The organism is Paraburkholderia sp. C35, assembly GCF_003121405.1.
Classification (GTDB): domain Bacteria; phylum Pseudomonadota; class Gammaproteobacteria; order Burkholderiales; family Burkholderiaceae; genus Paraburkholderia.
Genome location: NZ_QBUY01000133.1, coordinates 1 through 22096, shown reverse-complemented (window position 1 = coordinate 22096; position 22096 = coordinate 1). Strand labels below are relative to the sequence as shown.

17 protein-coding genes are annotated in these 22096 nt (G+C 59.5%); 11 read left to right on the top strand and 6 right to left on the bottom strand.

The window, feature by feature from the left end; genetic code table 11:
• Positions 1-135, bottom strand: a complete 135-nt coding sequence (locus tag DK391_RS45665) for a hypothetical protein (RefSeq protein WP_275426848.1) — start codon at positions 133-135, stop codon at positions 1-3.
• Positions 132-869, bottom strand: a complete 738-nt coding sequence (locus DK391_RS39710) for a GntR family transcriptional regulator (protein WP_109483470.1) — start codon at positions 867-869, stop codon at positions 132-134. Before DK391_RS39710 ends, DK391_RS45665 begins: the two co-directional genes overlap by 4 nt.
• A 187-nt stretch (positions 870-1056) precedes the next feature.
• Between DK391_RS39710 and lhpH the strand changes: the two genes are divergently transcribed.
• The 4 genes from lhpH to DK391_RS39680 all read left to right on the top strand — a co-directional run bounded on the left by lhpH (position 1057) and on the right by DK391_RS39680 (position 7395).
• On the top strand, positions 1057-2064 hold the full coding sequence (gene lhpH / locus DK391_RS39705; RefSeq protein ID WP_109483469.1) for a trans-3-hydroxy-L-proline dehydratase: 1008 nt from the start codon (positions 1057-1059) through the stop codon (positions 2062-2064).
• A 23-nt stretch (positions 2065-2087) separates the two neighbouring features.
• Positions 2088-3005, top strand: a complete 918-nt coding sequence (gene lhpI / locus DK391_RS39700; protein WP_109483468.1) for a bifunctional Delta(1)-pyrroline-2-carboxylate/Delta(1)-piperideine-2-carboxylate reductase — start codon at positions 2088-2090, stop codon at positions 3003-3005.
• 236 nt (positions 3006-3241) lie between these two features.
• Positions 3242-4726, top strand: coding sequence for a glucose-6-phosphate dehydrogenase (zwf, locus tag DK391_RS39695; protein WP_109483467.1), 1485 nt, complete (start codon positions 3242-3244; stop codon positions 4724-4726).
• 284 nt (positions 4727-5010) lie between these two features.
• Positions 5011-7395 (top strand): hypothetical protein, encoded by a 2385-nt coding sequence (locus DK391_RS39680; RefSeq protein WP_239483082.1) that lies wholly within the window; start codon positions 5011-5013, stop codon positions 7393-7395.
• 119 nt (positions 7396-7514) lie between these two features.
• Here the strand turns inward: DK391_RS39680 and DK391_RS39675 are convergent, their stop codons facing one another.
• The 4 genes from DK391_RS39675 to DK391_RS39660 form a co-directional block, all read right to left on the bottom strand.
• Positions 7515-8390 (bottom strand): T6SS immunity protein Tli4 family protein, encoded by an 876-nt coding sequence (locus tag DK391_RS39675; RefSeq protein ID WP_109483463.1) that lies wholly within the window; start codon positions 8388-8390, stop codon positions 7515-7517.
• An 83-nt stretch (positions 8391-8473) separates the two neighbouring features.
• Positions 8474-10186, bottom strand: a complete 1713-nt coding sequence (locus DK391_RS39670; RefSeq protein WP_109483462.1) for a hypothetical protein — start codon at positions 10184-10186, stop codon at positions 8474-8476.
• Entirely contained in the window at positions 10186-12861 is a 2676-nt protein-coding gene (locus tag DK391_RS39665) for a type VI secretion system tip protein VgrG (RefSeq protein WP_109483461.1), read from the bottom strand. Before DK391_RS39665 ends, DK391_RS39670 begins: the two co-directional genes overlap by 1 nt.
• Before the next feature lie 228 nt (positions 12862-13089).
• Entirely contained in the window at positions 13090-14175 is a 1086-nt protein-coding gene (locus DK391_RS39660; protein WP_109483460.1) for a GlxA family transcriptional regulator, read from the bottom strand.
• A gap of 370 nt (positions 14176-14545) precedes the next feature.
• Between DK391_RS39660 and DK391_RS39655 the strand changes: the two genes are divergently transcribed.
• Genes DK391_RS39655 through DK391_RS45510 form a run of 7 tightly spaced genes read left to right on the top strand, consistent with a single transcriptional unit; the run spans position 14546 to position 21899 of the window.
• A complete protein-coding gene (locus tag DK391_RS39655; RefSeq protein WP_109483459.1) occupies positions 14546-15934 on the top strand; it encodes an L-serine ammonia-lyase in 1389 nt (462 codons plus the stop codon).
• A gap of 37 nt (positions 15935-15971) precedes the next feature.
• A complete protein-coding gene (locus DK391_RS39650) occupies positions 15972-17216 on the top strand; it encodes a sarcosine oxidase subunit beta family protein (protein ID WP_109483458.1) in 1245 nt (414 codons plus the stop codon).
• A gap of 19 nt (positions 17217-17235) precedes the next feature.
• A complete protein-coding gene (locus DK391_RS39645; RefSeq protein ID WP_109483457.1) occupies positions 17236-17535 on the top strand; it encodes a sarcosine oxidase subunit delta in 300 nt (99 codons plus the stop codon).
• Positions 17532-20531, top strand: a complete 3000-nt coding sequence (locus tag DK391_RS39640) for a sarcosine oxidase subunit alpha family protein (RefSeq protein WP_109483456.1) — start codon at positions 17532-17534, stop codon at positions 20529-20531. The genes DK391_RS39645 and DK391_RS39640 overlap by 4 nt, the downstream gene beginning before the upstream one ends.
• A complete protein-coding gene (locus DK391_RS39635) occupies positions 20521-21171 on the top strand; it encodes a sarcosine oxidase subunit gamma (RefSeq protein WP_109483455.1) in 651 nt (216 codons plus the stop codon). Before DK391_RS39640 ends, DK391_RS39635 begins: the two co-directional genes overlap by 11 nt.
• Positions 21168-21620: a dihydroneopterin aldolase gene (locus DK391_RS39630; RefSeq protein ID WP_109483454.1), complete on the top strand. Its 453-nt coding sequence runs from the start codon at positions 21168-21170 to the stop codon at positions 21618-21620. Before DK391_RS39635 ends, DK391_RS39630 begins: the two co-directional genes overlap by 4 nt.
• Positions 21621-21629: 9 nt before the next feature.
• On the top strand, positions 21630-21899 hold the full coding sequence (locus DK391_RS45510; RefSeq protein WP_109483453.1) for a hypothetical protein: 270 nt from the start codon (positions 21630-21632) through the stop codon (positions 21897-21899).
• Positions 21900-22096 lie beyond the last annotated feature (197 nt).

Below are 22096 nucleotides of genomic sequence, written 5' to 3'. Positions count from 1 at the left end.
TCACACGCGCGACGCATGCAGCACAAACACCAATACGCGGATGCCAGCAAAAGCAAAGGCAAAGGCAAAACCAAAACCAAAACCAAAACCAAAACCAAAACCAAAACCAAAACCAAAACCAAAACCAAACCTCACCTAGGCGCAATATCGCGCCGCACCCTAACAATATGCTGCTCAACATAAAAAGCAGCCACATCAGCATCGCCATTAACAATAGCTTCATAGATCAAACGATGCTCGGCAACATAAAGCCTGATCCGCCCAGGATCATGAATCCCATCGTCCTTGAGACGTTTCCACAGCGGCTGATCCATCGCCTTGGCCACTTCATCGGCGATCTTGACCAGCAGGGCATCGCCCGTCATCACGGCAAGCTGCCGATGAAACAACCGGTCGCTATCGTTCCACAGCGCCCGCTGAACAGCATCTGACACGTCAGTAATCGAATCCATCTGCGCAAGATAATGCTCGGCAAGCTCGTCCCGCGCCGCATGCGCGGCCGCGCGCCGCGCAATCGCCGGCTCGAGTATCAGGCGCACATCGAGCGCCGAAGTCGGGCTGATATCGGCATCGCCCGGTAGCTCACCCGCAGCAGGCGCAGCAGACAGCCGCTGCAACGCATCCACGCACACATACGTGCCGGAATTGCGCCGCGTTACCACCAGCCCTTCGTTCTGCAACGCGCCGAGCGCCTCCCGCACGGCCGGCCTGCCGACGCCAAACCGCGCCGCCAGATCGCGCTCGGATGGCAACCGGGCCTCGGGCGCAAATTGCCCGCTGCGGATGTCGCCGCGCATGCGCTCCGCCACCTGCTCGTAAATCTGCTTCGGGCGAAAGGCGCGTTCGAGTGCCAGTGAGGTCAAGGCCATAAATGCATACCGTAGAAGCGGAGTTCGCGTAATGTGGGCCAGTTTCAGACCAGTTTGGCTCGGTTATTTTGAAACTGGTTGATGGACAACCAAAGCTGGTCTACATTTCGATCCAGTATAAGACAAAGATGATGGAGTGAGACAACATGTCGGACATGCAACGTACCGGGCAAGGAACGAAGGCATCATGAAGCTGAATCGCGTGATCAGCACGGTTGAAGTGCATACGGGCGGCGAGCCGTTTCGCATCGTCACCAGCGGGCTGCCGAAGATTCACGGCAAGACCATCGTCGAGCGGCGTGCCTGGCTAAAGGAACATGCGGACCACCTGCGTCGCGCACTGATGCTGGAGCCGCGCGGCCACGCCGACATGTACGGCGGCTATCTCACCGATCCCGTCACCGAAGGCGCGGACTTCGGCATCATCTTCGTGCACAACGAAGGCTATAGCGACCACTGCGGCCACGGCGTGATCGCGCTCGCCACCACGGCTGTCGCGCTCGGCTGGGTCGAACGCACTGAGCCGGAGACGCGCGTGGGTATCGACGCGCCGTGCGGTTTCATCGAAGCGTTCGTCGAATGGGACGGCGATCACGCGGGCAGTGTGCGCTTCGTCAACGTGCCTTCGTTCATCTGGCAGCGCGACGTGAGCGTCGAGACGCCGAGCTTCGGCACCGTGCGCGGCGATATCGCGTTCGGCGGCGCGTTCTATTTCTATACGTCGGGCGAACCATTCGGTCTCGACGTGCGCGAAGACCAGGTGGACCGGCTGATCCAGTTCGGCGCCGAAGTTAAACGCGCGGCGAACGAAGCCTTCAAGGTTGAACACCCGCATATCCCCGAGATCAATCACATCTACGGCACGATCATCGACAACGCGCCGCGTCATGCCGGCTCGACGCAGGCCAACTGCTGCGTGTTCGCCGACCGCGAAGTGGATCGCTCGCCGACTGGCTCCGGAACGGCCGGGCGCGTCGCGCAACTGTATCTGCGCGGCCAGCTGGGCAAGGACGACACGCTCGTCAACGAGTCGATCATCGGCACGGTGTTTCGCGGACGGGTGCTGTCCGAGACGAAGCTCGATCGCTTCGACGCCGTGATACCCGAGATCGAAGGCGACGCGCATATCTGCGGTTTCGCAAACTGGATCGTCGATGAGCGCGATCCGCTGACTTACGGTTTTCTGGTGCGCTGAGCGCGCAAAGGAGCAACCCCGAGATGAGCAGCACGCCGAGTTTCGACGCCGCCGGCACGGCGCGCCTGATTCCGTTTCGCGCCCTGGTGGACGCGTTGAAGCCGGCCACCGCCGATTACGCCGCCGGGCGCGTCGCGAGCCCGGAACGGCTGGTCGTGCCGTTGAACGACAACGGCATCATGCTGTCGATGCCCGCAGCGGCCGCCGATCTCGCCATTCACAAACTCGTCAATGTCTGTCCGCGCACCGGCGAACGCGCACTGCCGACTATCCACGGTCAGGTGATGGCCTTCGATCCCGACACGGGCAAGACGCTGTTCATTCTCGATGGACCGACTGTCACGGGACGCCGTACGGCTGCGATGACGATGCTCGGCATCGAGACGCTCGCACGCAGCGTACCGCGCGAGATCCTGCTGATCGGCACGGGTACGCAGGCGGCGAGTCATTTGCAGGCAATCGGCGAACTGTATCCGGATGCGCGCGTGCAGGTGCGCGGCACGTCGGCGGCACGCGCCCAGGCGTTCTGCGATGCGCAACGCGGTACGGTGCGCAATCTGCAGCCATTGGCGGCCCCGGCCATTCCCGATTCCATCGATACCGTCATCACGCTGACGACGAGCCGCCAGGCCGTCTACGATGAAGCGCCGCGCGCAGGGCGGCTTGTGATCGGCGTCGGTGCGTTCACGCCGCAGATGTGCGAGCTCGGCGCGCGTACGCTCGCGGGCCGCGCGCTGTTCGTCGACGATCTGGCGGGTGCGAAACACGAAGCGGGCGACTTTATCCAGGCGGGCATCGACTGGTCGACGGTGACGGGTATCAAGGACGCGTTGCTCAACCCGCCTTCGTCCGATACGCCGATTGTCTTCAAGACCGTTGGCTGCGCAGCGTGGGATCTGGCGGCGGGGCGCGTGGCACGTGAGGCATTGAACGCGGCTTGAGCGCAGGTGCAGGGCGCGGGCGCCTTCAGCAAGTGGGATAAGACAGGCAAGCGGACCGGGAAGCGGAACGAACGTCCGTTCAGTGTCACGACAGCAAGCGTGCAAACAATCCTAAAACGTTGCAACATAGGCGTTTCGCGCAAGCCAGCCCGATTTCAGCGCTGTCTGAAAGGTTGTCTCAGGTTGGCCGGGACGGGCTTGCGTTTCTCCCAGCAGTTAATTTTTGCGACCGCGCTATGACGACTTCCACCGCTCCTGCTTCGCCGGACCGCCCGCTCGACATGATCATCTTCGGCGGCGCCGGCGATCTGTCAGCCCGCAAGCTGCTGCCCGCGCTCTATATGGCGCACACGCACGGCAATCTGCCCGCCGAAACGCGCATTCTCGCGATCGGCCGCCGCGAATGGCAGCGTGACGATTACCTCAAATGGATGGACGATCAGAGCCGTCCTTTCATCGAATCCGGCGCGTACGAATCGGCCGCATGGGACCGCTTTCTGTCGCTGTTCGAATACGTGCGCGTCGACGTCGATCAGCCCGCCGATTACGAGCGGCTCGCCGAAGCATCGCGCCCGAATGCGCTGCGCGTGTTCTATCTGTCGACCTCGCCGGAACTGTTCACGACGATCTGCGACAACCTGTCTTCGCATGGATTGCTCGACGAGTTTTCGCGCGTCGTGCTCGAAAAGCCGCTCGGTCACGATCTGGCATCGGCGCAGGCAATCAACGATTCCGTCGGCCGGCATTTCTCCGAGCATCAGATTTACCGGATCGACCATTATCTGGGCAAGGAAACGGTGCAGAACCTGATGGTGCTGCGCTTCGGCAACGCGATCTTCGGGCCGCTGTGGCAGGCACCGTATATCCGCAGCGTGCAGATCACAGTGGCCGAGTCGGTCGGCGTGGGCACGCGTGCCGGTTTCTACGATCACACGGGCGCAATGCGCGACATGGTGCAGAACCACTTGCTGCAGCTGCTGTGCATCGTTGCGATGGAGCCGCCTGTTTCGCTCGACGCCGATGCCGTGCGCGACGAAAAGCTCAAGGTGCTGCGTTCGCTGCGTCCGATGACAGCCGAAGATATTTCCCGCGACACAGTGCGCGGGCAGTACACGGCGGGTGCCGTCAACGGCGAGCCGGTGAAGGGTTATCTGGAAGAGGCGAACGTGCCGCCCGATAGCCGCGCCGAAACCTTCGTCGCGTTGCGCGCGCATATCAACAACTGGCGCTGGGCCAACGTGCCGTTCTATTTGCGCACGGGCAAGCGGATGGCGAAGAAGCTGTCGGAGATCGTGATCGAGTTTGCCGACATGCCGTTTTCGATCATGCCGAACAGTCCGTGCGGTCCGCGTAATTGCGGCAACCGGCTTGTGATCCAGTTGCAGCCGAACGAATCGATCCAGTTGCAGATGCTCGCGAAAGAACCGGGCAGCGGCATGCGTACCTTGCCGGTGAATCTGAACCTCGATCTCGAGCAGGCCTTCACGAGCCGTCGTGCGGAAGCGTATGAGCGTCTGCTGATCGATGTGGTGCGCGGCAGGCTCACACACTTCATGCGCCGCGATGAACTCGAAGCGGCGTGGACGTGGGTCGATCCGATTATCGATGCATGGAAGCGCAGTGGCGACAAGCCGCGCGGCTATACGGCTGGGACGTTTGGGCCGGGTGCATCGACAGCGATGATGGCGCGCGAAAACATGGTGTGGTCGGAAGAGTCGTAAGCCGAACGTACCATCTGTGACAGCAGGGCGAAGAGGGCAACCTCTTCGCCCTTTTTCTTTTTCAGGCACTCGAATTGGACCCGCAACGCGTTAGCAAACTTTACGCATTAGGTGCACATTTAAGTCATATTTTCCGATAACTGCTTTTTGTTGTCCGGCAGCGGGGGGATAAAACGCGTTTACTAGCACGTAGTTTTACGAGCAGATCGGCAGTGATCACGCCTTGAACCTTAGCGCGAACGATACGCGCCAGGGCTTCCGACGCATCCATCGCGGAGTCTCTCATGAAACGTGCGCTACTCATGTTTGCGCGCGTGAGCGGCATGCTGGCCAGTGCTGCCCACGCTCAAAGCTCGCTCACGATCAGCGGGACCACTTACACGTATTGCGCGTCGGAAAACCAGTACTGCTCATTTAGTGGTTCGGCGCGCGTGGTGTATGGCACGACGTCGCCGACACTTCAATACGATATCAACGGGCCGTTTACGAACGGCGTGCAGTGCTCGACGGGCGCTGTGTCTCAAACCGATCCCGCGTTTGGGTATGGGAAGAGTTGCTGGTACGCGAGTACGGCAGCGACGCCCACTCCGACTCCGACGCCTACACCCACGCCGACTCCAACGCCAACGCCTGCACCTTCGCCGTCGGGTTCGTGGACGCAATGTGCCGTTGAAAATGGTTTTTGCGCGTTCTCTGGTACGAAGACCGTGCTGTATGGCGGGAGTACGACTGCGAACAATGTGTCGAAGGTCTTTACGAACGGCACGGCTTGTTCGAACGCGGCATTCGGCACCGATCCGGATTACGGATTTGGGAAGTACTGCTGGATTCCGGCAGGGACGACTTCGGGGACGCCGACGCCGACGCCGACGCCGACGCCAACGCCAACGCCAACGCCCACAGCCATCTCCTGTGGCACCGCGACGTCAGCGTCAGGCGGCACTTCAAACGGCCTGATCACTGCCGATACGCCGAGCAGCAATGGCACGCGCCTGTTCACCCAGGGCAGCGCATTCCAGGTATCGTTCGTGACGGCCGCGACTTCCGCCGATACCGTCATCTGGTCGATGCAGGATCAGCTCGGCAACATCAAGGGCGGCGGCGCGTTTGCCGTATCGAGTGGTACGCGGACAAGCACACTGTCGTGCACGTCATCGGTGGCGGGGTACTTCGCGATCACGGCGACGCTGTCGCGCGCGGGCGGCACGTTGCCTCAAGCGGGCACGCGTCCCGCAGGCATTGCGACCTTCGGCGTATTGCCAAACCTGTCCAGCACGATTCCCGCCGTCAGTTATGCGCGCCAGGATCAACACCGCTTCGGCATGCACGGCTTCAACGACAACGGGCCGATGCTGACGGCGCTCGGCATATCGCAGACGATCGACGATCGCGAACTGTCCGCGATGGAACCCGGCGGCGCGAACACATGGACACCGTCGCTATCGGATGTCGATCGGTTCTACACGAATGGCAAGATCATGCGGCTGATACGGCTCGACGGCATTCCTGCATGGGCCAGCCCGACAGGCGGCTTTCAGGACGACACCAACGCGCCGACCAATCTCAGCTACTACCAGAACTACATGGCGCGTGTGGGCAGCGACAGCAACGCAATCAGAAAGGCGTATTTCCCGAGTCAGCAGAACAACTACTATCAGGTGACGTGGGAGCCGCAATGGGTGGATTCGACGGCCAACTTCATCGCCATGTACGCCGCCGTGTACAACGGATTGCATTCGACTGATCCGAATGCTGTCGTGATGGGCACGACGAATGTGTTTCCTGCCAATTGCTCGACGCAGTGCACGCAGGGTTATCTCGCCACGTATGGACCGCTCGGCATCGGCAATTATCTCGATGGCGTCACCACGCACGGCTATTACAACGCGGGCACCTATCCCGCGCATCCGCCGGAGCAGTACGACACCGATCCCAACCCGGCCAATGCCGCGAATGCACTCGATCAGATGATGCGTTCGTTGCGCGCGCAAATGCAGACGGTCAAGCCGAACATGCGGCTATGGATGACCGAACTCGGCATCAGCTACGATGCGGGCGCGGCATATGGCGCGAGCTATCCGCCGGCGAATCAACTCTATGGACAGGCTGCCGTGGCATTGCGTGCGCATCTGATCATTCTCGGCGAGGGCGCACAGGTTACGTACTTCTTCTATGGGCCGGACTATCCCGTCGATGTCGGCGAAGGCACCTTCTTCGATATCGTCGATCCGCAAGGGCAGTATGGTGCGACTACGCTCAGTCCTAAACCGGTGGCACTGGCGTTTGCCGCGCTGACGCGTGTGATCGACGGCACACAGACATTGGGACGTCTGAACGGCTTGCCGTCGATGGTGTATGGCTACGCGTTCCAGCAACTGAACAACGGCTCTGTCATCACGGCGCTATGGACGCATAACAACGCGAACTGGCCGACGTCGTCGGGTACTTACAGTTCGACTTCCAGCACGAGTTATGCGCTGACGGTGGATTCGGCGGGCGTGAGTGGCAAGGTGACGGTGATCGATATGATGGGGAATCCCACGTCTGTGGCTTATACGAATGGTGTGGTGAATCTCACGCTCACCGAATCGCCGATTTATGTGGTGTCGACGAATGCGAATGCGTTTGCTGGGAAGTACACGGCGCCGGTGGGGTATGCGGGGCAGTAGCGGGCCTGGCAGACCTTATGAAATAGAGACGGCTTGTGTACTTCATGCGCCTGGATGCACTTGCGGCGGTTTTAGAAGGCGAAAACAGCGACTTCTTCGCCTTTTTTATGGTGTGCTGTTCAACGGAGCTTGACGGACGTCAGTAGGCCTTCCCATAAACCGATTAATGCGCTGCGGCCGTCGAGGGAAACGGCGGAGCCTGTGTCCATGGTGATTTTCATCGAGGGTTCACTGGCGTGATTGTCTCCCGTCTGCGCGTTCCACTCAAACGATACATCTTTCGAGTCTTTGACGACGTATGCATATTCGTCGCCTGTTCTTCCCGCTACGGTCTTTTCGCCACGGCGCAATATTTCAGTATCGCTGGATAGCAGATTCGCAAGCGGAACGGGCAGGCTGGTCAAGCGCTTGAGCAGGCTGCCCCCGATATTCTGAGCCTCAGAGTTGGTCGATACCAGCAGCGAAGCATCACGCGCCGGAAATTCGGCGGCCAGCGTAGCGGTTTCCCCGCCGGCATATCCGCCGGGAATAAATCCTCTTTCAATACAGAACCCTGGTTGTGCGGGAACGGCTGATATGTCGCGCAACTGGATAGTCTGTGCGAGCTCGCCGATCACCGTTTTGGCCTCCTGCAGCGACTCGCCTGTCACCCCCGCACTGAACAGAAACCCGGTGTCCTGCTTGAGCAGCAGGCCGTGCACCCAATACAGATTGTCGCCGCTTCGCCAGATCTGAACGGAGTCGTCCTTGTTTCCGGTATGAGCCGATACGAGGGTTGGCGCAGCGCCGACCTGTTTTTCTTCTTCGGCCAGTTTGCGTTTCAACGCCTCATCAAGCGCTGCGTTCGTTGCGGGATGGATCACGTCGATATCGACGCCCCGGAAACTTTGTGCAAGACGTACATTGGTCGCTGATTGCGGAAGGTCGACCGTGTATCGGCCGACACATAGGGTCTTGGCGGGCTCGCCATCCGATGCGGTGTGCGATTGACTCATGGCGGTATCCTGTCGGCTGGTGCAAGCTGGTAATGACGAAAGCAGAAAGACGATTGGTAGCGCAATCGATAAGGCTGATCGGATCATGGGTTTCCCCAATCGGCTTTCTGGGCAATCTTGACGATCGCATATCGAGATATCGCCATCACATCTTTGACTGCTGGCATATACGCGCCTTGATGATCGAAGCCCGTAAGCGAGAACTGCTCGTGTGCGCCACCTGTCGCGCCCGGCGCAGCGCCCGATTCATGGGGGACAGTACCATCGCCAGATGAAGAAGGTGACTGGATCTCAAAACGTTCATGCAGGTCGCCCATCCACGAAGCGTTGACGCTCACTTCCACCGTTCCCGCTCCATCTTCTTTACCTGGAACACCCGTTAGAGCCAGTGCTCGCAGTTCCTTGTCCGTGTCAAATACGGCCATAGGACCGCGCATAGCAAAGCGCTCATTGCCGATTTTCCATTGAATCCTTCCCCACGAACTATGGACAGGATCATTGCCGTAGAACGAGTAAGACAACGGATGGTAGGTATTCTGGAGTGTTCCATGAAACCTTTCGGCGCTCTTTAGGCAAGTCATATATTTTGCCCATGCGAATTCATCGCTTGCCGCCGGATTCGATCGTGCAGTCGAGCCTGCGATACCCCCTATCTTTGCCGGATTCAGCCAGACAGGATTCACGAGTCTCCACCATTTGACCTTTTCAGAGTAAATGGTCGAATAGGGATTGCCAGTGATTTTGTAGACCTCGCTATTGACTTTCACAGTCAACCAGCCGTTTGGATAGTTCTGGTTCGGCAGCAATTGTAAGCCGCCGGGCGCCTGTCCTAACACAGGCGTCACGTCCCAACCATACGCGCCAAGAAACATCCATGTTGCAAATCCAACGGGCGATATTCCTGCCCGCTCGTTTCCAGCCTTCATACGTTTGTAGGCGGCGGGTGCGCCTAAGGCAGGCATTGCGCCGTGCAAAATCCCGAGCACCTTGTCCTGCGCTTTTCCCATTTCCGGATGCACGGCTGCTCTCGCAACGAGACCGCCCATCGAGTGGGTTACCACGATGACTTTTCCGACGGCTTTGCTTCCCCATTTCCCTCGATAGTGAGCAAGGATCTTGTCGATTTCGTTAGCTAAGTCTTTGCCAGAAATTTCATTGGACTGAAGCCAGTTATATCCAACGGCATGGACCGGAAACCAGTAGGCGGCAGCTTGCGTGAGTTCATTCGCATTGAGTTTGAGCGTCTGAACCTTGCCAGCACTTTCTACGTCGATGCCGTCACCGGCGAAGGGCAGCCACGTGGCCTCGGGCAAGGCTTTTCCAAATGCGGAACTCCATTTCTGGATATTGTTCAGTTCCGTTTCAAGGTATTCGAGAAATGGACCATAGCTTTGCCAATAGACAGTACCCCAACCGCGCGTTTTCAGCAGTGCGTCGCTGAATCCATTTGTCGCATTGGTCACCCGTTCTCCTTTTACGACAAGATCGCCATCCACCTTGACATTAGATGGGTTGAATACCACCTGGCGGTCGGCCGGACTCAGTGTGATCGTTTTGACGACCGCGGACTTGGAGTCGGGCCGCCATACGTTCGAAACATTTTGTGCTTTCGACGTATCAATGGCCTTCAGATTCGAGCCCATGATGCCCGGAACAAAGACCACGGGAATGATACGGTCGGGCGGAACCAGACACTCAGATCTTGCCGTGTTGCTAACGGGAGAGGTCTCCGATGTCCAGCATGGCAAGCCATCCTCGTCGTGATAGTGCATCAAGATTCGATTCGGATTTGCCATCAGTCGCCCTCGGGTAAAAATTTGAGTACGAGTTTTTCTAGCGATGAGCTTTTCTGGATGCCTGTCCGCCCGTCGGCATCGGTGCGCCCAAATATGATCGTGCCGTCGCCGCGCGTAATCTGGAAACGTCTGTTGGCCATGGGCGCGCCCGTCGCCTGATGGCGAAGAATAAATTGTTCGTCATAGGGCATATCGGGCCACGTATTCATCTGTTCCGGCAGGGACGTGGGGCCAGAGAATGCGTGCTGTGCGCCCTTGATGTCGATTTTTCCAGGCGCATGCATTTCGATGTTGCCGCCCCTGATCCGGATGTATGCACCGCCTGATGTGAGAAAAATCTCCTGTTTTGCGGTCGCGTCGATGTTTTCTGTCGCTGACAATAACTTAAAGCTTTTTTGCGCGGTCAATTCAATGTTGTCCGCATGCGCCTGGACTTCGACCTTTCCCCGCGCCGCTAACAGTTTCACACCAGCATTCTGCGCAAACAGGCTGATTTTCTCAGCGACGCTTGCGACAAGTGACTTTCCGACGGCGACATGTGTGCTTTGTTCACTGACAAGGTTGATCTGTTGTTGCGCCGACACATGTATCGACTGCTGTGACGATATGCCGATTCCTGCCGGGCTCCCCAGTAACATCACTGGCTGCTTGAACGCGTTCGCCTTGCCGCCTCCTGCTATCTGTCCGTCCGATGACGATCCCGTCACGCTATCCTGTGTCGCGTCGGCGAATATCTTCAGTGAGGACGAGCCATCCTCCAGGCTTTCCGCCTGATGCGCTTCGCTCGCGATCGACATGGCGTCGATTACGGTTACGGAATTCGCGAGTTGCTGATGGGCGTCTGTCGTGTCCATTTGCTGGCTGACTGACGCGTTTGGATACGTACTCAGATAGAGGCCTTTCGCGGCCCGAACCGCTCCGTATTCGTTACTGCCAAGATCGAAGCCGCTGCCCAGATACGCTCCACGCGTGTTGCCATTCTGAGCAATCAGATAGCCAAGGTGTAGGGACGAATTCGCGCTGGTGCTATAGAGTTGCACGCGATTCTGAGCAGTTGCGTCGTCCAGGACCAGTTGGTTGTAGCCGTCGCCGCCAAACTCCTTCGAGCGATACCCGGATATCAGACCATTAGAGTGCCATTGAGGCGTGTTTGCTGCGTTATGAACGCGTCCAACCGCGATGGGTCGATCGCAATCGCCATCGATGTAGGCGATCAGCACCTCCTCGCCAACACGCGGCAGATGCACGCCCCCATATCCGCTCCCCGCATCCGACTGCGCGATGCGCACCCAGCACGACGCACGCTCATCGTTGCTATTGAGCCGATCCCAGACGAAGTGCACCTTGATGCGGTTCAGCGCGTCCGTGTAGACCTCTTCGCCTTGTGGTCCGACCACGATCGCCGACTCCATCTGCACTTCCGGCTTGTGGTGCTCGAATGGGCTGCGGTAAGGCACGGTCGTGCGTTGCGCTTCGATATCGATACGATAGAAGCCTTCCGATCCATCAGCGGCATGCACGATAAATGGACTTGCACCTTCTTGCGGCACCCGGTTAGCGTCCACCGCATGGCGGAGACTGTGAGGAAATACGGGCGCGTTCGTGCCGATGGGCAGGTTGTTTTCGATCGTCCACCGGGTTTCAATTACGGCAAACTCACGCTGACTGGCCGCATCGCGGTCGTGGTCCGCATGACCCGCGAGAATGAAGCGCAGCCCCGCATCGATGCTGCGCACGCCACCTACGCCATGAAAGCGCTTGGCGCGGGATTCCCACTCCTCCATGCGAATACGTGACAACGCGTCGCCGCGATTCTGTTCGCCATAGGTGTAAGCGCCCGTGTATTCGTAGACTTCCGTTTGCGAGGGCAACCCGCCCTGATCGGGCATCGTCGGGGTGCTGGTGCCCTTGGGGTTGTAGGCTGTTGCAGGACTTTTGTAGTCAAATGTACGCGTGCTTAGCAAGGTGCTCTGCAGCGTGCGCGTTCCCGACCACTGAGTTAGCGCGTCTGCTTCGCTGTTGGTTCCGGCGCGGTAGAACTGTACCGTTTGCGGTGACATCGCGTCGAGCGTCGACAGGCTATCGGTGATGACATACGTGTGCGATTTACCGTCTTGCGCCTGTCGCCAGAATCCGTACAAGCCTTCGGCCTCAAGCAGTCGATGCACGAAGTTCCAGTCGTATTCATCCTGACGGCAATAGGAGCGCGGCGGCAGTGCCCTTGAAAGCGAAAAATGGAATTGCCCTTGTGCTTGAGGATGGGCGTTAAAAGTATCGATGAGGATTTCCTCAGCGCTTTTATCTTGCCAGATGCGCTGATCACGCCTGAACTTCAGGAAATGCATCCACGATGCAAAGCTGATCTGAAAGATGGTTAGCGCGCTATCGGATCCCAACCGGCGCGCGGTGTGGACATAACCGTGATGAGGCAGATAGGACTTATCGGGTTGCTGGATCCACAGCGTGACCGATTGCGAGATCAGCTTCTTCAGTTCGATGCTGGAAGAAGTCGAAATCACATCGACAGTGAATTCGAAGTGCCGTCCAATGCGTGAACACCCCATGACGCGTTGCGGCACAAGTACGTCGGTGCCAAGGGGCGTATCCAGCTTCAGCAAACGATCGCGTTGCACGAGACTATTCGAAACAGTCGCAGCAATGTTTTGCGCCCCCATAATGCCTCTTGTATATCGGCTCAATGAACTCGAGCGATTCTACAAAAAGCCGGATGAATAAACATCAAAAAAGAGTTTTAAAAAACTAATAAATCAATCGACATTCCATTATGCGATTAGCATTCGATACGTAGAGCATGAATTGCCGGGAGCTTTGGATCGGGTTAGGCAATTTATTCAATTCGTAATCGAGACGATCGGTTTGTCAAAGCGGAGAATACTATCGATTCAAAACACATCCACCCGCCCCGGAAACGTCTCCTCATAAGCCGCCGCTGCATCACCCTCAACAGGCGTCCCGCCACGCTGTTCCCTGAACATCACAGGCGGCATGCCAAACTCTTTTCTGAACTCGCGCCCAAGATGTGACGCATCAGAAAACCCGCAACTCGACGCAATATCCGCGACCGTTCTATCCGAACTCGTCAGCAGCCACGCCGCTGTCCGCAAGCGCACCTGCTTCGCAAATGCCTGCGGACTCTTACCCGTCTCCGCCTTGAACAACCGCTCCAGCTGACGCGGCGAAAGATCCAGCTTGCAAGCCAGCTCCTCCAGAGGCAACGTGCGTCCGACATGCTGCTCCATCAGCAGAATCGCGCGCTTGACCTTGGGATGCGTCGCCGGTTCGAGTCCCGGTGGATGCGGCTGCGGTGCGTTGCCTTTCTGCATCTCGCCGACCAGCAGAATGCGCAGCGCTTTCTGCACAGTGGCAGTTTCGAAGTGCCGCAGAAGAATGGCCGCGGCCACATCGATCGAAGCCCGTCCACCCGAACACGTAATCCGCCGACGGTCGATCACGAACAGCCGGTCCGCGATCAGCGCATCGGGATTGACGGAAGGAAATCGCTCGACGAAATCCCAGTAGTGAAACCAGCTCACGCAGATGCGATGCTCATCGAGCACGCCTGCGCGCATCAACGCGAACACGCCCGTGCAGATGCCGACCACCGTCGTATTGCCGCGCGCAGCATGACGGATGAACTGCAAGGTCTCGTCGTTCGCTTGCGGCCCCGAGTGCAGCAACCCGCCGACCACGACCACATAGTCGAACGGCTCGGCATTGGCGAAGGTTTCCCACGGCGTGATCTGGATGCCGCAACTGGCGCGCACGGGCGCAAGCGTGTCGCCGATCACGCTCCACGAACAGCGCACGGGCTTGCTGTAGTCGCCTTCGTCGGCGGACAGACGCAGCATGTCGACGAAGCCTGAGAAGGCCGTCAGCGTGAAATTCGGCAGCAGGATGATGCCGAAACGGATGCGCTCTTTGGGCAGCGCGTCGATGGAAGTCAGCGGTAGCGAATCAGCGATGGTCATGGCGCGGTGGCGCAGTGGTCCTGCAGGTTCAATCGACGAAGAGGCGAAAAGAGCAAAAAAAACGCGCGCGCACGCGGGATAACCCTAGCGTCGCCGATTTGCGCTCGAGCCTCTTGTCCTTTTCCGACACCGATTGTCGCAGAAGCGAAGCGTGTTCACCCCCATCTGGCTTGGGATCGAGCCATTCACGCCACGCTCGGACTTGCGTTTTTCCGTCACCGAATTGCAGAGAAACGCAGTTGGGGCGCGATCTGGCGTCGCCATCCCACGTCGATGCCGTTTTTGTTCTATCTGCCGATTTTACGCTTTGGTGTACTGGCGTCACTGCGGAAAAGATGCGCATCCGCCCACTCAACTGAGCAAGGTTTCCATGAACGTCAGCGTTTTCGACCTGTTCAAGATCGGCATCGGCCCGTCGAGCTCGCACACGGTCGGCCCGATGATCGCCGCGTGCCGCTTCGCTTCGCATATCGAAGACGCGAATCTGCTCGCCTTCGTGCGTCGCGTGAAAGTCGAGCTGTATGGCTCGCTCGGCGCGACGGGCAAAGGTCACGGCACGGACAAGGCCGTGCTGCTGGGCCTCGAAGGCCATCTGCCCGACACCATCGATCCCGATCTGATCGAACCGCGTCTCGCCGACATCCGCAAGGGCAAGCGCCTGTCGCTGCTCGGCAAGCACGAAGTCGCGTTTGAAGAGAAAGAACACATCGCATTCTTCCGTCGCCTGATGAGCGGCACGGGCAGCGTCGTGCATCCGAACGGCATGCGCTTCCAGGCATTCGATGAAAACGGCCAGTTGCTGGTCGAGAAAGAGTATTACTCGGTGGGCGGCGGCTTCGTCGTGAACCGCGAAGGCGACCGCGTGAACGGCGTGCGCGCGGGCGGCGAAGTGCCGTATCCGTTCCGCACCGGCGACGACCTGATGCGCGTGTGCCGCGAAAGCGGCCTCTCCGTCGCGCAGGTGACGTTCGCGAACGAATGTGCGTCGCGCTCGCCGGAAGAAGTGCGCGAAGGGCTGCTGGCGATCTGGCGCACGATGGCTGCGTGCGTCGAGCGCGGCTGCAAGATGCATGGCGAACTGCCCGGTCCGATGCGCGTCAAGCGCCGCGCGGCCGATCTCACGGTGCAACTGCGCTCGCGCTCGGAAGAATCGCTGCGCGATCCGCTGTCGATGCTCGACTGGGTCAATCTCTACGCGATGGCCGTCAACGAAGAGAACGCGGCAGGCGGCCGCGTCGTGACGGCACCGACCAATGGCGCGGCAGGCGTGATTCCCGCCGTGCTGCATTACTACGTGAAGTTCGTGCCGGGTTCGAACGACAACGGCATCGTCGACTTCCTGCTGACGGCGGCCGCCATCGGCATCATCTACAAGGAAACGGCGTCGATCTCGGGCGCGGAAGTGGGCTGCCAGGGCGAAGTGGGCGTCGCGTGCTCGATGGCGGCAGCCGCGCTCGCCGCCGTGATGGGCGGCACGCCGAGCCAGGTCGAGAACGCCGCCGAGATCGGCATGGAACACAACCTCGGCATGACGTGCGACCCCGTCGGCGGCCTCGTGCAGATTCCGTGCATCGAGCGTAACGCGATGGGCGCGATCAAGGCGTTGAACGCCTCGCGCATGGCGCTCAAGGGCGACGGCCAGCACTACGTGACGCTCGACAACGTCATCAAGACGATGCGCGAAACGGGCGCCGATATGAAAACGAAATATAAGGAGACGTCACGCGGTGGTCTCGCCGTGAACGTCATCGAATGTTAATGGAAACCAGCAAGGCAACGACGAAGGGGTCTGCAAGATGAGCCGCTATTCGATTTTCAGTCTGTTCCGCAACGGGTTGTCGTATCACGAGAACTGGGAGCGACAATGGAGAAGCCCGGAACCGAAGAAGGAATACGACGTGGTGATCGTCGGCGGCGGCGGGCACGGTCTTGCGACCGCGTACTACCTTGCGAAGGAACACGGCGTGAAGAACGTCGCGATCCTGGAGAAGGGCTGGATCGGCGGCGGCAATACGGCGCGTAACACGACGATCGTGCGCTCGAACTATCTGTGGGACGAGTCGGCGGCGCTGTATGAGAAGGCGATGAAGCTGTGGGAAGGTCTGTCGCAAGACCTCAACTACAACGTGATGTTCTCGCAGCGCGGCGTGTTGAACCTCGCGCATACGCTGCAGGACGTGCGCGATACCGAGCGTCGCGTGAACGCGAACCGGCTCAATGGTGTCGATGCCGAATTCCTCACGCCCGAGCAGATCAAGGAAATCGAACCGACGATCAATCTGAATAGCCGTTACCCGGTACTGGGTGCGTCGATTCAACGTCGTGCGGGTGTGGCGCGTCACGATGCCGTGGCATGGGGCTTTGCGCGTGGCGCCGACCAGGCGGGTGTCGACATCATCCAGAACTGCCAGGTCACGGGCATTCGCCGCGACGGCGGCCGCGTGACAGGCGTCGATACAGTGAAGGGCTTTATCAAGGCCAAGAAAGTCGCCGTCGTCGCAGCAGGCAACACGAGCACGCTCGCCGACATGGCCGGCGTACGTCTGCCGCTCGAAAGCCATCCGTTGCAGGCGCTGGTGTCCGAGCCGATCAAGCCGGTGGTCAACACGGTGATCATGTCGAATGCGGTGCACGCGTACATCAGCCAGTCCGACAAGGGCGATCTCGTGATCGGTGCGGGCGTCGACCAGTACACGGGTTTTGGCCAGCGCGGCAGTTTCAACATTATCGAAGGCACGCTCGAAGCGATCGTCGAAATGTTCCCGGTGTTCTCGCGCGTGCGCATGAACCGTCAGTGGGGCGGCATTGTCGATGTGTCGCCGGATGCATGCCCGATCATCAGCAAGACGGATGTGAAGGGTCTGTACTTCAACTGCGGTTGGGGCACGGGCGGCTTCAAGGCGACGCCGGGCTCGGGCTGGGTGTTCGCGCACACCATCGCGAACGACGAGCCGCATCCGCTGAATGCGCCGTTCTCGCTGGACCGCTTCTACACCGGTCATCTGATCGACGAACACGGCGCTGCTGCCGTGGCCCACTAAATCCACAGGGAGACCCAACATGCTGCTGATCGAATGCCCGTGGTGCGGGCCGCGCGCCGAATCCGAATTCAACTGCGGTGGTGAAGCCGACATCGCGCGTCCGCTCGATACCGACAACCTCACTGACAAAGAGTGGGGCGACTACCTGTTCATGCGCAAGAACCCGCGTGGCGTGCACAAGGAGCAATGGCTGCATACGCAGGGCTGCCGCCGCTGGTTCATGGCGACGCGCGACACCGTCAGCTATCAGATTCAGGGTTACGAGACCTTCAAAAACGGTCTCACGTCCGGCGACGTCAACGAGGGCAACAAGCAATGAGCCAGAAGAACCGACTCGGCGCCGGTGGGCGCATCAACCGCGCGATTCCGCTGACCTTCACGTTCAATGGACGCACGTATCAGGGCTTCCAGGGCGACACGCTGGCGTCTGCGCTGCTCGCGAACGGCGTGCACTTTGTGGCGCGCAGCTTCAAGTATCACCGCCCGCGCGGCATCGTCACGGCTGACGTCGCGGAACCGAATGCCGTCGTGCAACTGGAGCGCGGTGCATACACGGTGCCGAATGCGCGCGCGACGGAAATCGAGTTGTATCAAGGGCTCGTTGCGACCAGCGTGAACGCCGAGCCGAGCCTCGAAAACGACCGCATGGCGATCAACCAGAAGTTCGCGCGCTTCATGCCCGCGGGCTTCTACTACAAGACCTTCATGTGGCCGGCGAAGTTCTGGCCGAAATACGAAGAGAAGATTCGTGAAGCAGCGGGTCTCGGCAAGTCGCCGGAAGTGCGCGATGCCGACCGCTACGACAAGTGCTTTGCGCATTGCGACGTGCTGGTGGTCGGTGGTGGGCCGACGGGTCTGGCGGCAGCCCATGCAGCGGCTGTGAGCGGCGCGCGCGTGATTCTCGTCGATGATCAACGCGAACTCGGCGGCAGCCTGCTGTCGTGCAAGACGGAGATCGACGGACGCGCGGCGCTGAGCTGGGTCGAGAAGATCGAAGCAGAACTCTCGCGCATGCCCGACGTGACGATCCTGTCGCGCAGCACGGCGTTCGGTTATCAGGACCACAATCTCGTCACGGTGACGCAGCGTCTGACCGAGCATCTGCCCGTGTCGATGCGCAAGGGCACACGTGAATTGCTGTGGAAGATCCGCGCGAAACGCGTGATTCTCGCGACGGGTGCGCATGAACGTCCCATCGTGTTCGGCAATAACGATCTGCCGGGCGTGATGATGGCGTCGGCGGTATCGACGTATATCCATCGCTTTGGCGTGTTGCCGGGCCGCAATGCCGTCGTGTTCACGAACAACGATGCCGGTTATCAGTGTGCACTCGATATGAAGGCGTGCGGTGCAGCCGTCACGATCGTCGATCCGCGTGCGAAGGGCAGCGGCGCATTGCAGGCAGCCGCGCTTCGTCACGGCGTGAAGGTCATCAACAACGCAGCTGTGATGGCGGCGAACGGCAAGCAGCGTGTGACTTCCGTCGAAGTAGTCGCGTATGCGAACGGCAAGACGGGCGCAAAGCAGGCTGATCTGCCGTGCGATCTCGTCGCGATGTCGGGTGGTTTCAGCCCGGTGCTGCACCTGTTTGCGCAATCGGGCGGCAAGGCGCACTGGAACGACACCAAGGTGTGCTTCGTGCCCGGCAAGGGCATGCAGCCGGAAACGAGCGTCGGTGCAGCAGCAGGTGAGTTCAGCCTCGCGCGCGGTCTGCGTCTTGCAGTCGATGCGGGTATGGAAGCCGTCAAGTCGATTGGCTACGCGGTGACGCGTCCGCAAGTGCCGCAGGTTGCTGACGTTGCCGAGTCGCCGTTGCAACCGCTGTGGCTGGTTGGCAGCCGCACGGAAGCATCGCGTGGGCCGAAGCAGTTCGTCGACTTCCAGAACGATGTGTCCGCGGCGGACATTCTGCTTGCCGCGCGCGAAGGCTTCGAATCCGTCGAGCACGTGAAGCGCTATACGGCGATGGGCTTCGGCACCGATCAGGGCAAGCTCGGCAATATCAACGGCATGGCGATTCTCGCCGATGCGCTCGGCAAAACGATTCCCGAAACGGGCACGACGACGTTCCGACCGAACTACACGCCGGTGACTTTCGGCACGTTCGCAGGCCGCGAACTCGGCGATCTGCTCGATCCGATTCGCAAGACGGCCGTGCATGAATGGCACGTCGAGAACGGCGCGATGTTCGAGGACGTCGGCAACTGGAAGCGCCCCTGGTACTTCCCGAAGAGCGGCGAAGATCTGCATGCGGCTGTGAAGCGTGAATGTCTGGCGGTGCGTAACAGCGTCGGCATTCTCGATGCATCGACGCTCGGCAAGATCGACATTCAGGGCCCGGACGCAGCAAAGCTGCTGAACTGGATGTACACGAATCCGTGGAGCAAGCTCGAAGTCGGCAAGTGCCGCTACGGCCTGATGCTCGACGAAAACGGCATGGTGTTCGACGACGGCGTGACGGTGCGCCTCGCCGATCAGCACTACATGATGACGACCACGACGGGCGGCGCAGCGCGGGTACTGACGTGGATGGAGCGCTGGCTGCAGACGGAATGGCCCGATATGAAGGTGCGTCTCGCGTCCGTCACGGATCACTGGGCGACGTTCGCCGTGGTTGGCCCGAAGAGCCGCAAGGTTCTGCAGAAGGTGTGCAGCGACATCGACTTCGCCAATGAAGCGTTCCCCTTCATGTCGTATCGCAACGGCACGGTGGCCGGCGTGAAATCGCGCGTGATGCGGATCAGCTTCTCGGGCGAACTGGCCTACGAAGTGAACGTGCCGGCCAACATGGGCCGCGCGGTGTGGGAAGCATTGATGGCTGCAGGCGCCGAGTTCGACATCACGCCGTACGGCACGGAAACGATGCACGTGCTGCGCGCTGAGAAGGGCTACATCATCGTTGGGCAAGACACGGACGGCTCGATCACGCCGCACGATCTCGGCATGGGCGGGCTGGTCGCGAAGTCGAAAGACTTCCTGGGACGCCGTTCGCTGACGCGTTCGGATACCGCGAAGGAAGGGCGCAAGCAGTTCGTCGGTCTGCTCACGGAGGATCCGAATTTCGTGCTGCCCGAGGGCAGCCAGATTGTCGCGGGTCCGTTCCAGGGCGACACGGCACCGATGCTCGGACACGTGACGTCGAGCTACTACAGCCCGATTCTGAACCGTTCGATTGCGCTCGCCGTGGTCAAGGGCGGCCTGAACAAGATGGGGCAGAACGTGACGATTCCGCTGGCAAGCGGCAAGCAGATCGCGGCGAAGATCGCCAGCCCCGTTTTCTACGACACCGAAGGAGTGCGTCAACATGTGGAATGAAGCAAGGAACAATGCACCGGGCGCAACGTCGGCTGTCGCGAATCGGGTGGCAGGTCAACCGTGGCAGGAGTCGCCGCTCGTCGGTGTCGGTGATCTGGTGAAGAAGCACACGGCTGCGCCGTCGAAGAAGTTTCATCTGCGCGAGAAGGCGTTTTGCGATCTCGTGAACCTGCGCGGCGATGTGCGTGATGCGGCGTTCGTGGCCGCAGTTGAAAGCGTGACGGGTTGCCGACCGCCCGCGAAGCCGAATACGGTTGCGCGCGGAAATGGTTATGACGTGCTGTGGCTCGGTCCGGATGAATGGCTGGTGCGTTCGCAGCAGGGGCAGGCGCCTGTCGCTGAAGACAAGCTGGTCGAGGCTTTGCAAGGACAGTTTGCGTCGGCGGTGGATATCGGCAGCGGCTGGACGGTACTCGAAGTGAGTGGCGAGAAAGTGCGTGACGTGATTGCACGTGGTTGTCCGCTGGATTTGCATCCTCGGATGTTTGCGCCGGGGCAATGTGCGCAGAGCCATTATTTCAAGGCGTCGATCGTGCTGGTGCCGGTTGCTGACGATACGTACGAGATCGTCGTGCGCCGCAGCTTTGCCGATTACTTCGTTCGTATCATGCTCGACGCGGCTGAGCCGCTGATGTCGTGAAGCCATTCGAGGAGCCGTTAGCGGCGTATGTGCGGCCTTCTTCCTCTTCGAGGGGGAAGGGCTGGCGCGTGTTTATCGATGAGCTGGTAGTGTCGACGCGCATTGGGATTCATGCGCACGAGCATCTTGCGCCGCAACCGGTTGTGATCGATGCGAGTCTTTCGTATCGCTGTGAGCCTTCGGAAGAGGGTTCGCATGCAATGATCGATTACGAGCGGTATTGCAATCGTGTGAGTGAGTTTCTTTCGGTTAAGCCGCATACGCGGTTGCTGGAGACGTTAGCGGTCGAGATTGCTCAGCTTTCGTTTGAAGAATGGCCGGCGCTGGATGCTGTGACCCTCGCTTTGTATAAGCCGAAGATTCGTGAAGGTACGCGGCGGATTGGGATCGAACTCGACTGGACGCGCGGGGATTTTGAAGCGCATCGTGTGGGTTCTTTTTTAGGCTGATTTGCCGCTATGACTCGGGCGCGGACTGCTGAACTGGTCAAGCTGGCTTATGCGGCTGGAGATGCTGACGCTGCTGTTGCGTTGCTGGATCAGAGTATTGCGCTTGGGCATCGGCGGATTGCTTTGATTCGGTATTTGCAGGCGCAGTATCTGGAGGCTGTGCTTGATGCGAGGCATCATGAGTATGTGAGGGGCGTGGCTGCGAGGATGAGTCCGGATGCGCTTGCTAGAGTTGTTGGCGAGGCTCGGGCTCGAGTTGGGAGGGTTGGGCGAGGGTAAGGTAGTGCTTTTGTTTTTTTCTGGCATTTGGCTGTTGTCGTTTGCTGGCGTTCGCTTCTTTTGTTTTTGTTTTTGCTTTTTACTTTTGCTGGCGTCCGCGATTTGTTAGTGGTGCTTCATGCGTCGCCCCTGTGCGGGGCAGCACCTACTTTTCTTTGCCGCGGCAAAGAAAAGTAGGCAAAAGAAAGCCGCTGAAC

Excerpts from the sequence above, each read along its gene's own strand:
- DK391_RS39710 (WP_109483470.1), bottom strand. The coding sequence starts at position 869 with ATGGCCTTGACCTCACTGGCACTCGAACGCGCCTTTCGCCCGAAGCAG.
- lhpH (WP_109483469.1), top strand. The coding sequence starts at position 1,057 with ATGAAGCTGAATCGCGTGATCAGCACGGTTGAAGTGCATACGGGCGGC.
- lhpI (WP_109483468.1), top strand. The coding sequence starts at position 2,088 with ATGAGCAGCACGCCGAGTTTCGACGCCGCCGGCACGGCGCGCCTGATT.
- zwf (WP_109483467.1), top strand. The coding sequence starts at position 3,242 with ATGACGACTTCCACCGCTCCTGCTTCGCCGGACCGCCCGCTCGACATG.
- DK391_RS39680 (WP_239483082.1), top strand. The coding sequence starts at position 5,011 with ATGAAACGTGCGCTACTCATGTTTGCGCGCGTGAGCGGCATGCTGGCC.
- DK391_RS39675 (WP_109483463.1), bottom strand. The coding sequence starts at position 8,390 with ATGAGTCAATCGCACACCGCATCGGATGGCGAGCCCGCCAAGACCCTA.
- DK391_RS39670 (WP_109483462.1), bottom strand. The coding sequence starts at position 10,186 with ATGGCAAATCCGAATCGAATCTTGATGCACTATCACGACGAGGATGGC.
- DK391_RS39665 (WP_109483461.1), bottom strand. The coding sequence starts at position 12,861 with ATGGGGGCGCAAAACATTGCTGCGACTGTTTCGAATAGTCTCGTGCAA.
- DK391_RS39660 (WP_109483460.1), bottom strand. The coding sequence starts at position 14,175 with ATGACCATCGCTGATTCGCTACCGCTGACTTCCATCGACGCGCTGCCC.
- DK391_RS39655 (WP_109483459.1), top strand. The coding sequence starts at position 14,546 with ATGAACGTCAGCGTTTTCGACCTGTTCAAGATCGGCATCGGCCCGTCG.
- DK391_RS39650 (WP_109483458.1), top strand. The coding sequence starts at position 15,972 with ATGAGCCGCTATTCGATTTTCAGTCTGTTCCGCAACGGGTTGTCGTAT.
- DK391_RS39645 (WP_109483457.1), top strand. The coding sequence starts at position 17,236 with ATGCTGCTGATCGAATGCCCGTGGTGCGGGCCGCGCGCCGAATCCGAA.
- DK391_RS39640 (WP_109483456.1), top strand. The coding sequence starts at position 17,532 with ATGAGCCAGAAGAACCGACTCGGCGCCGGTGGGCGCATCAACCGCGCG.
- DK391_RS39635 (WP_109483455.1), top strand. The coding sequence starts at position 20,521 with ATGTGGAATGAAGCAAGGAACAATGCACCGGGCGCAACGTCGGCTGTC.
- DK391_RS45510 (WP_109483453.1), top strand. The coding sequence starts at position 21,630 with ATGACTCGGGCGCGGACTGCTGAACTGGTCAAGCTGGCTTATGCGGCT.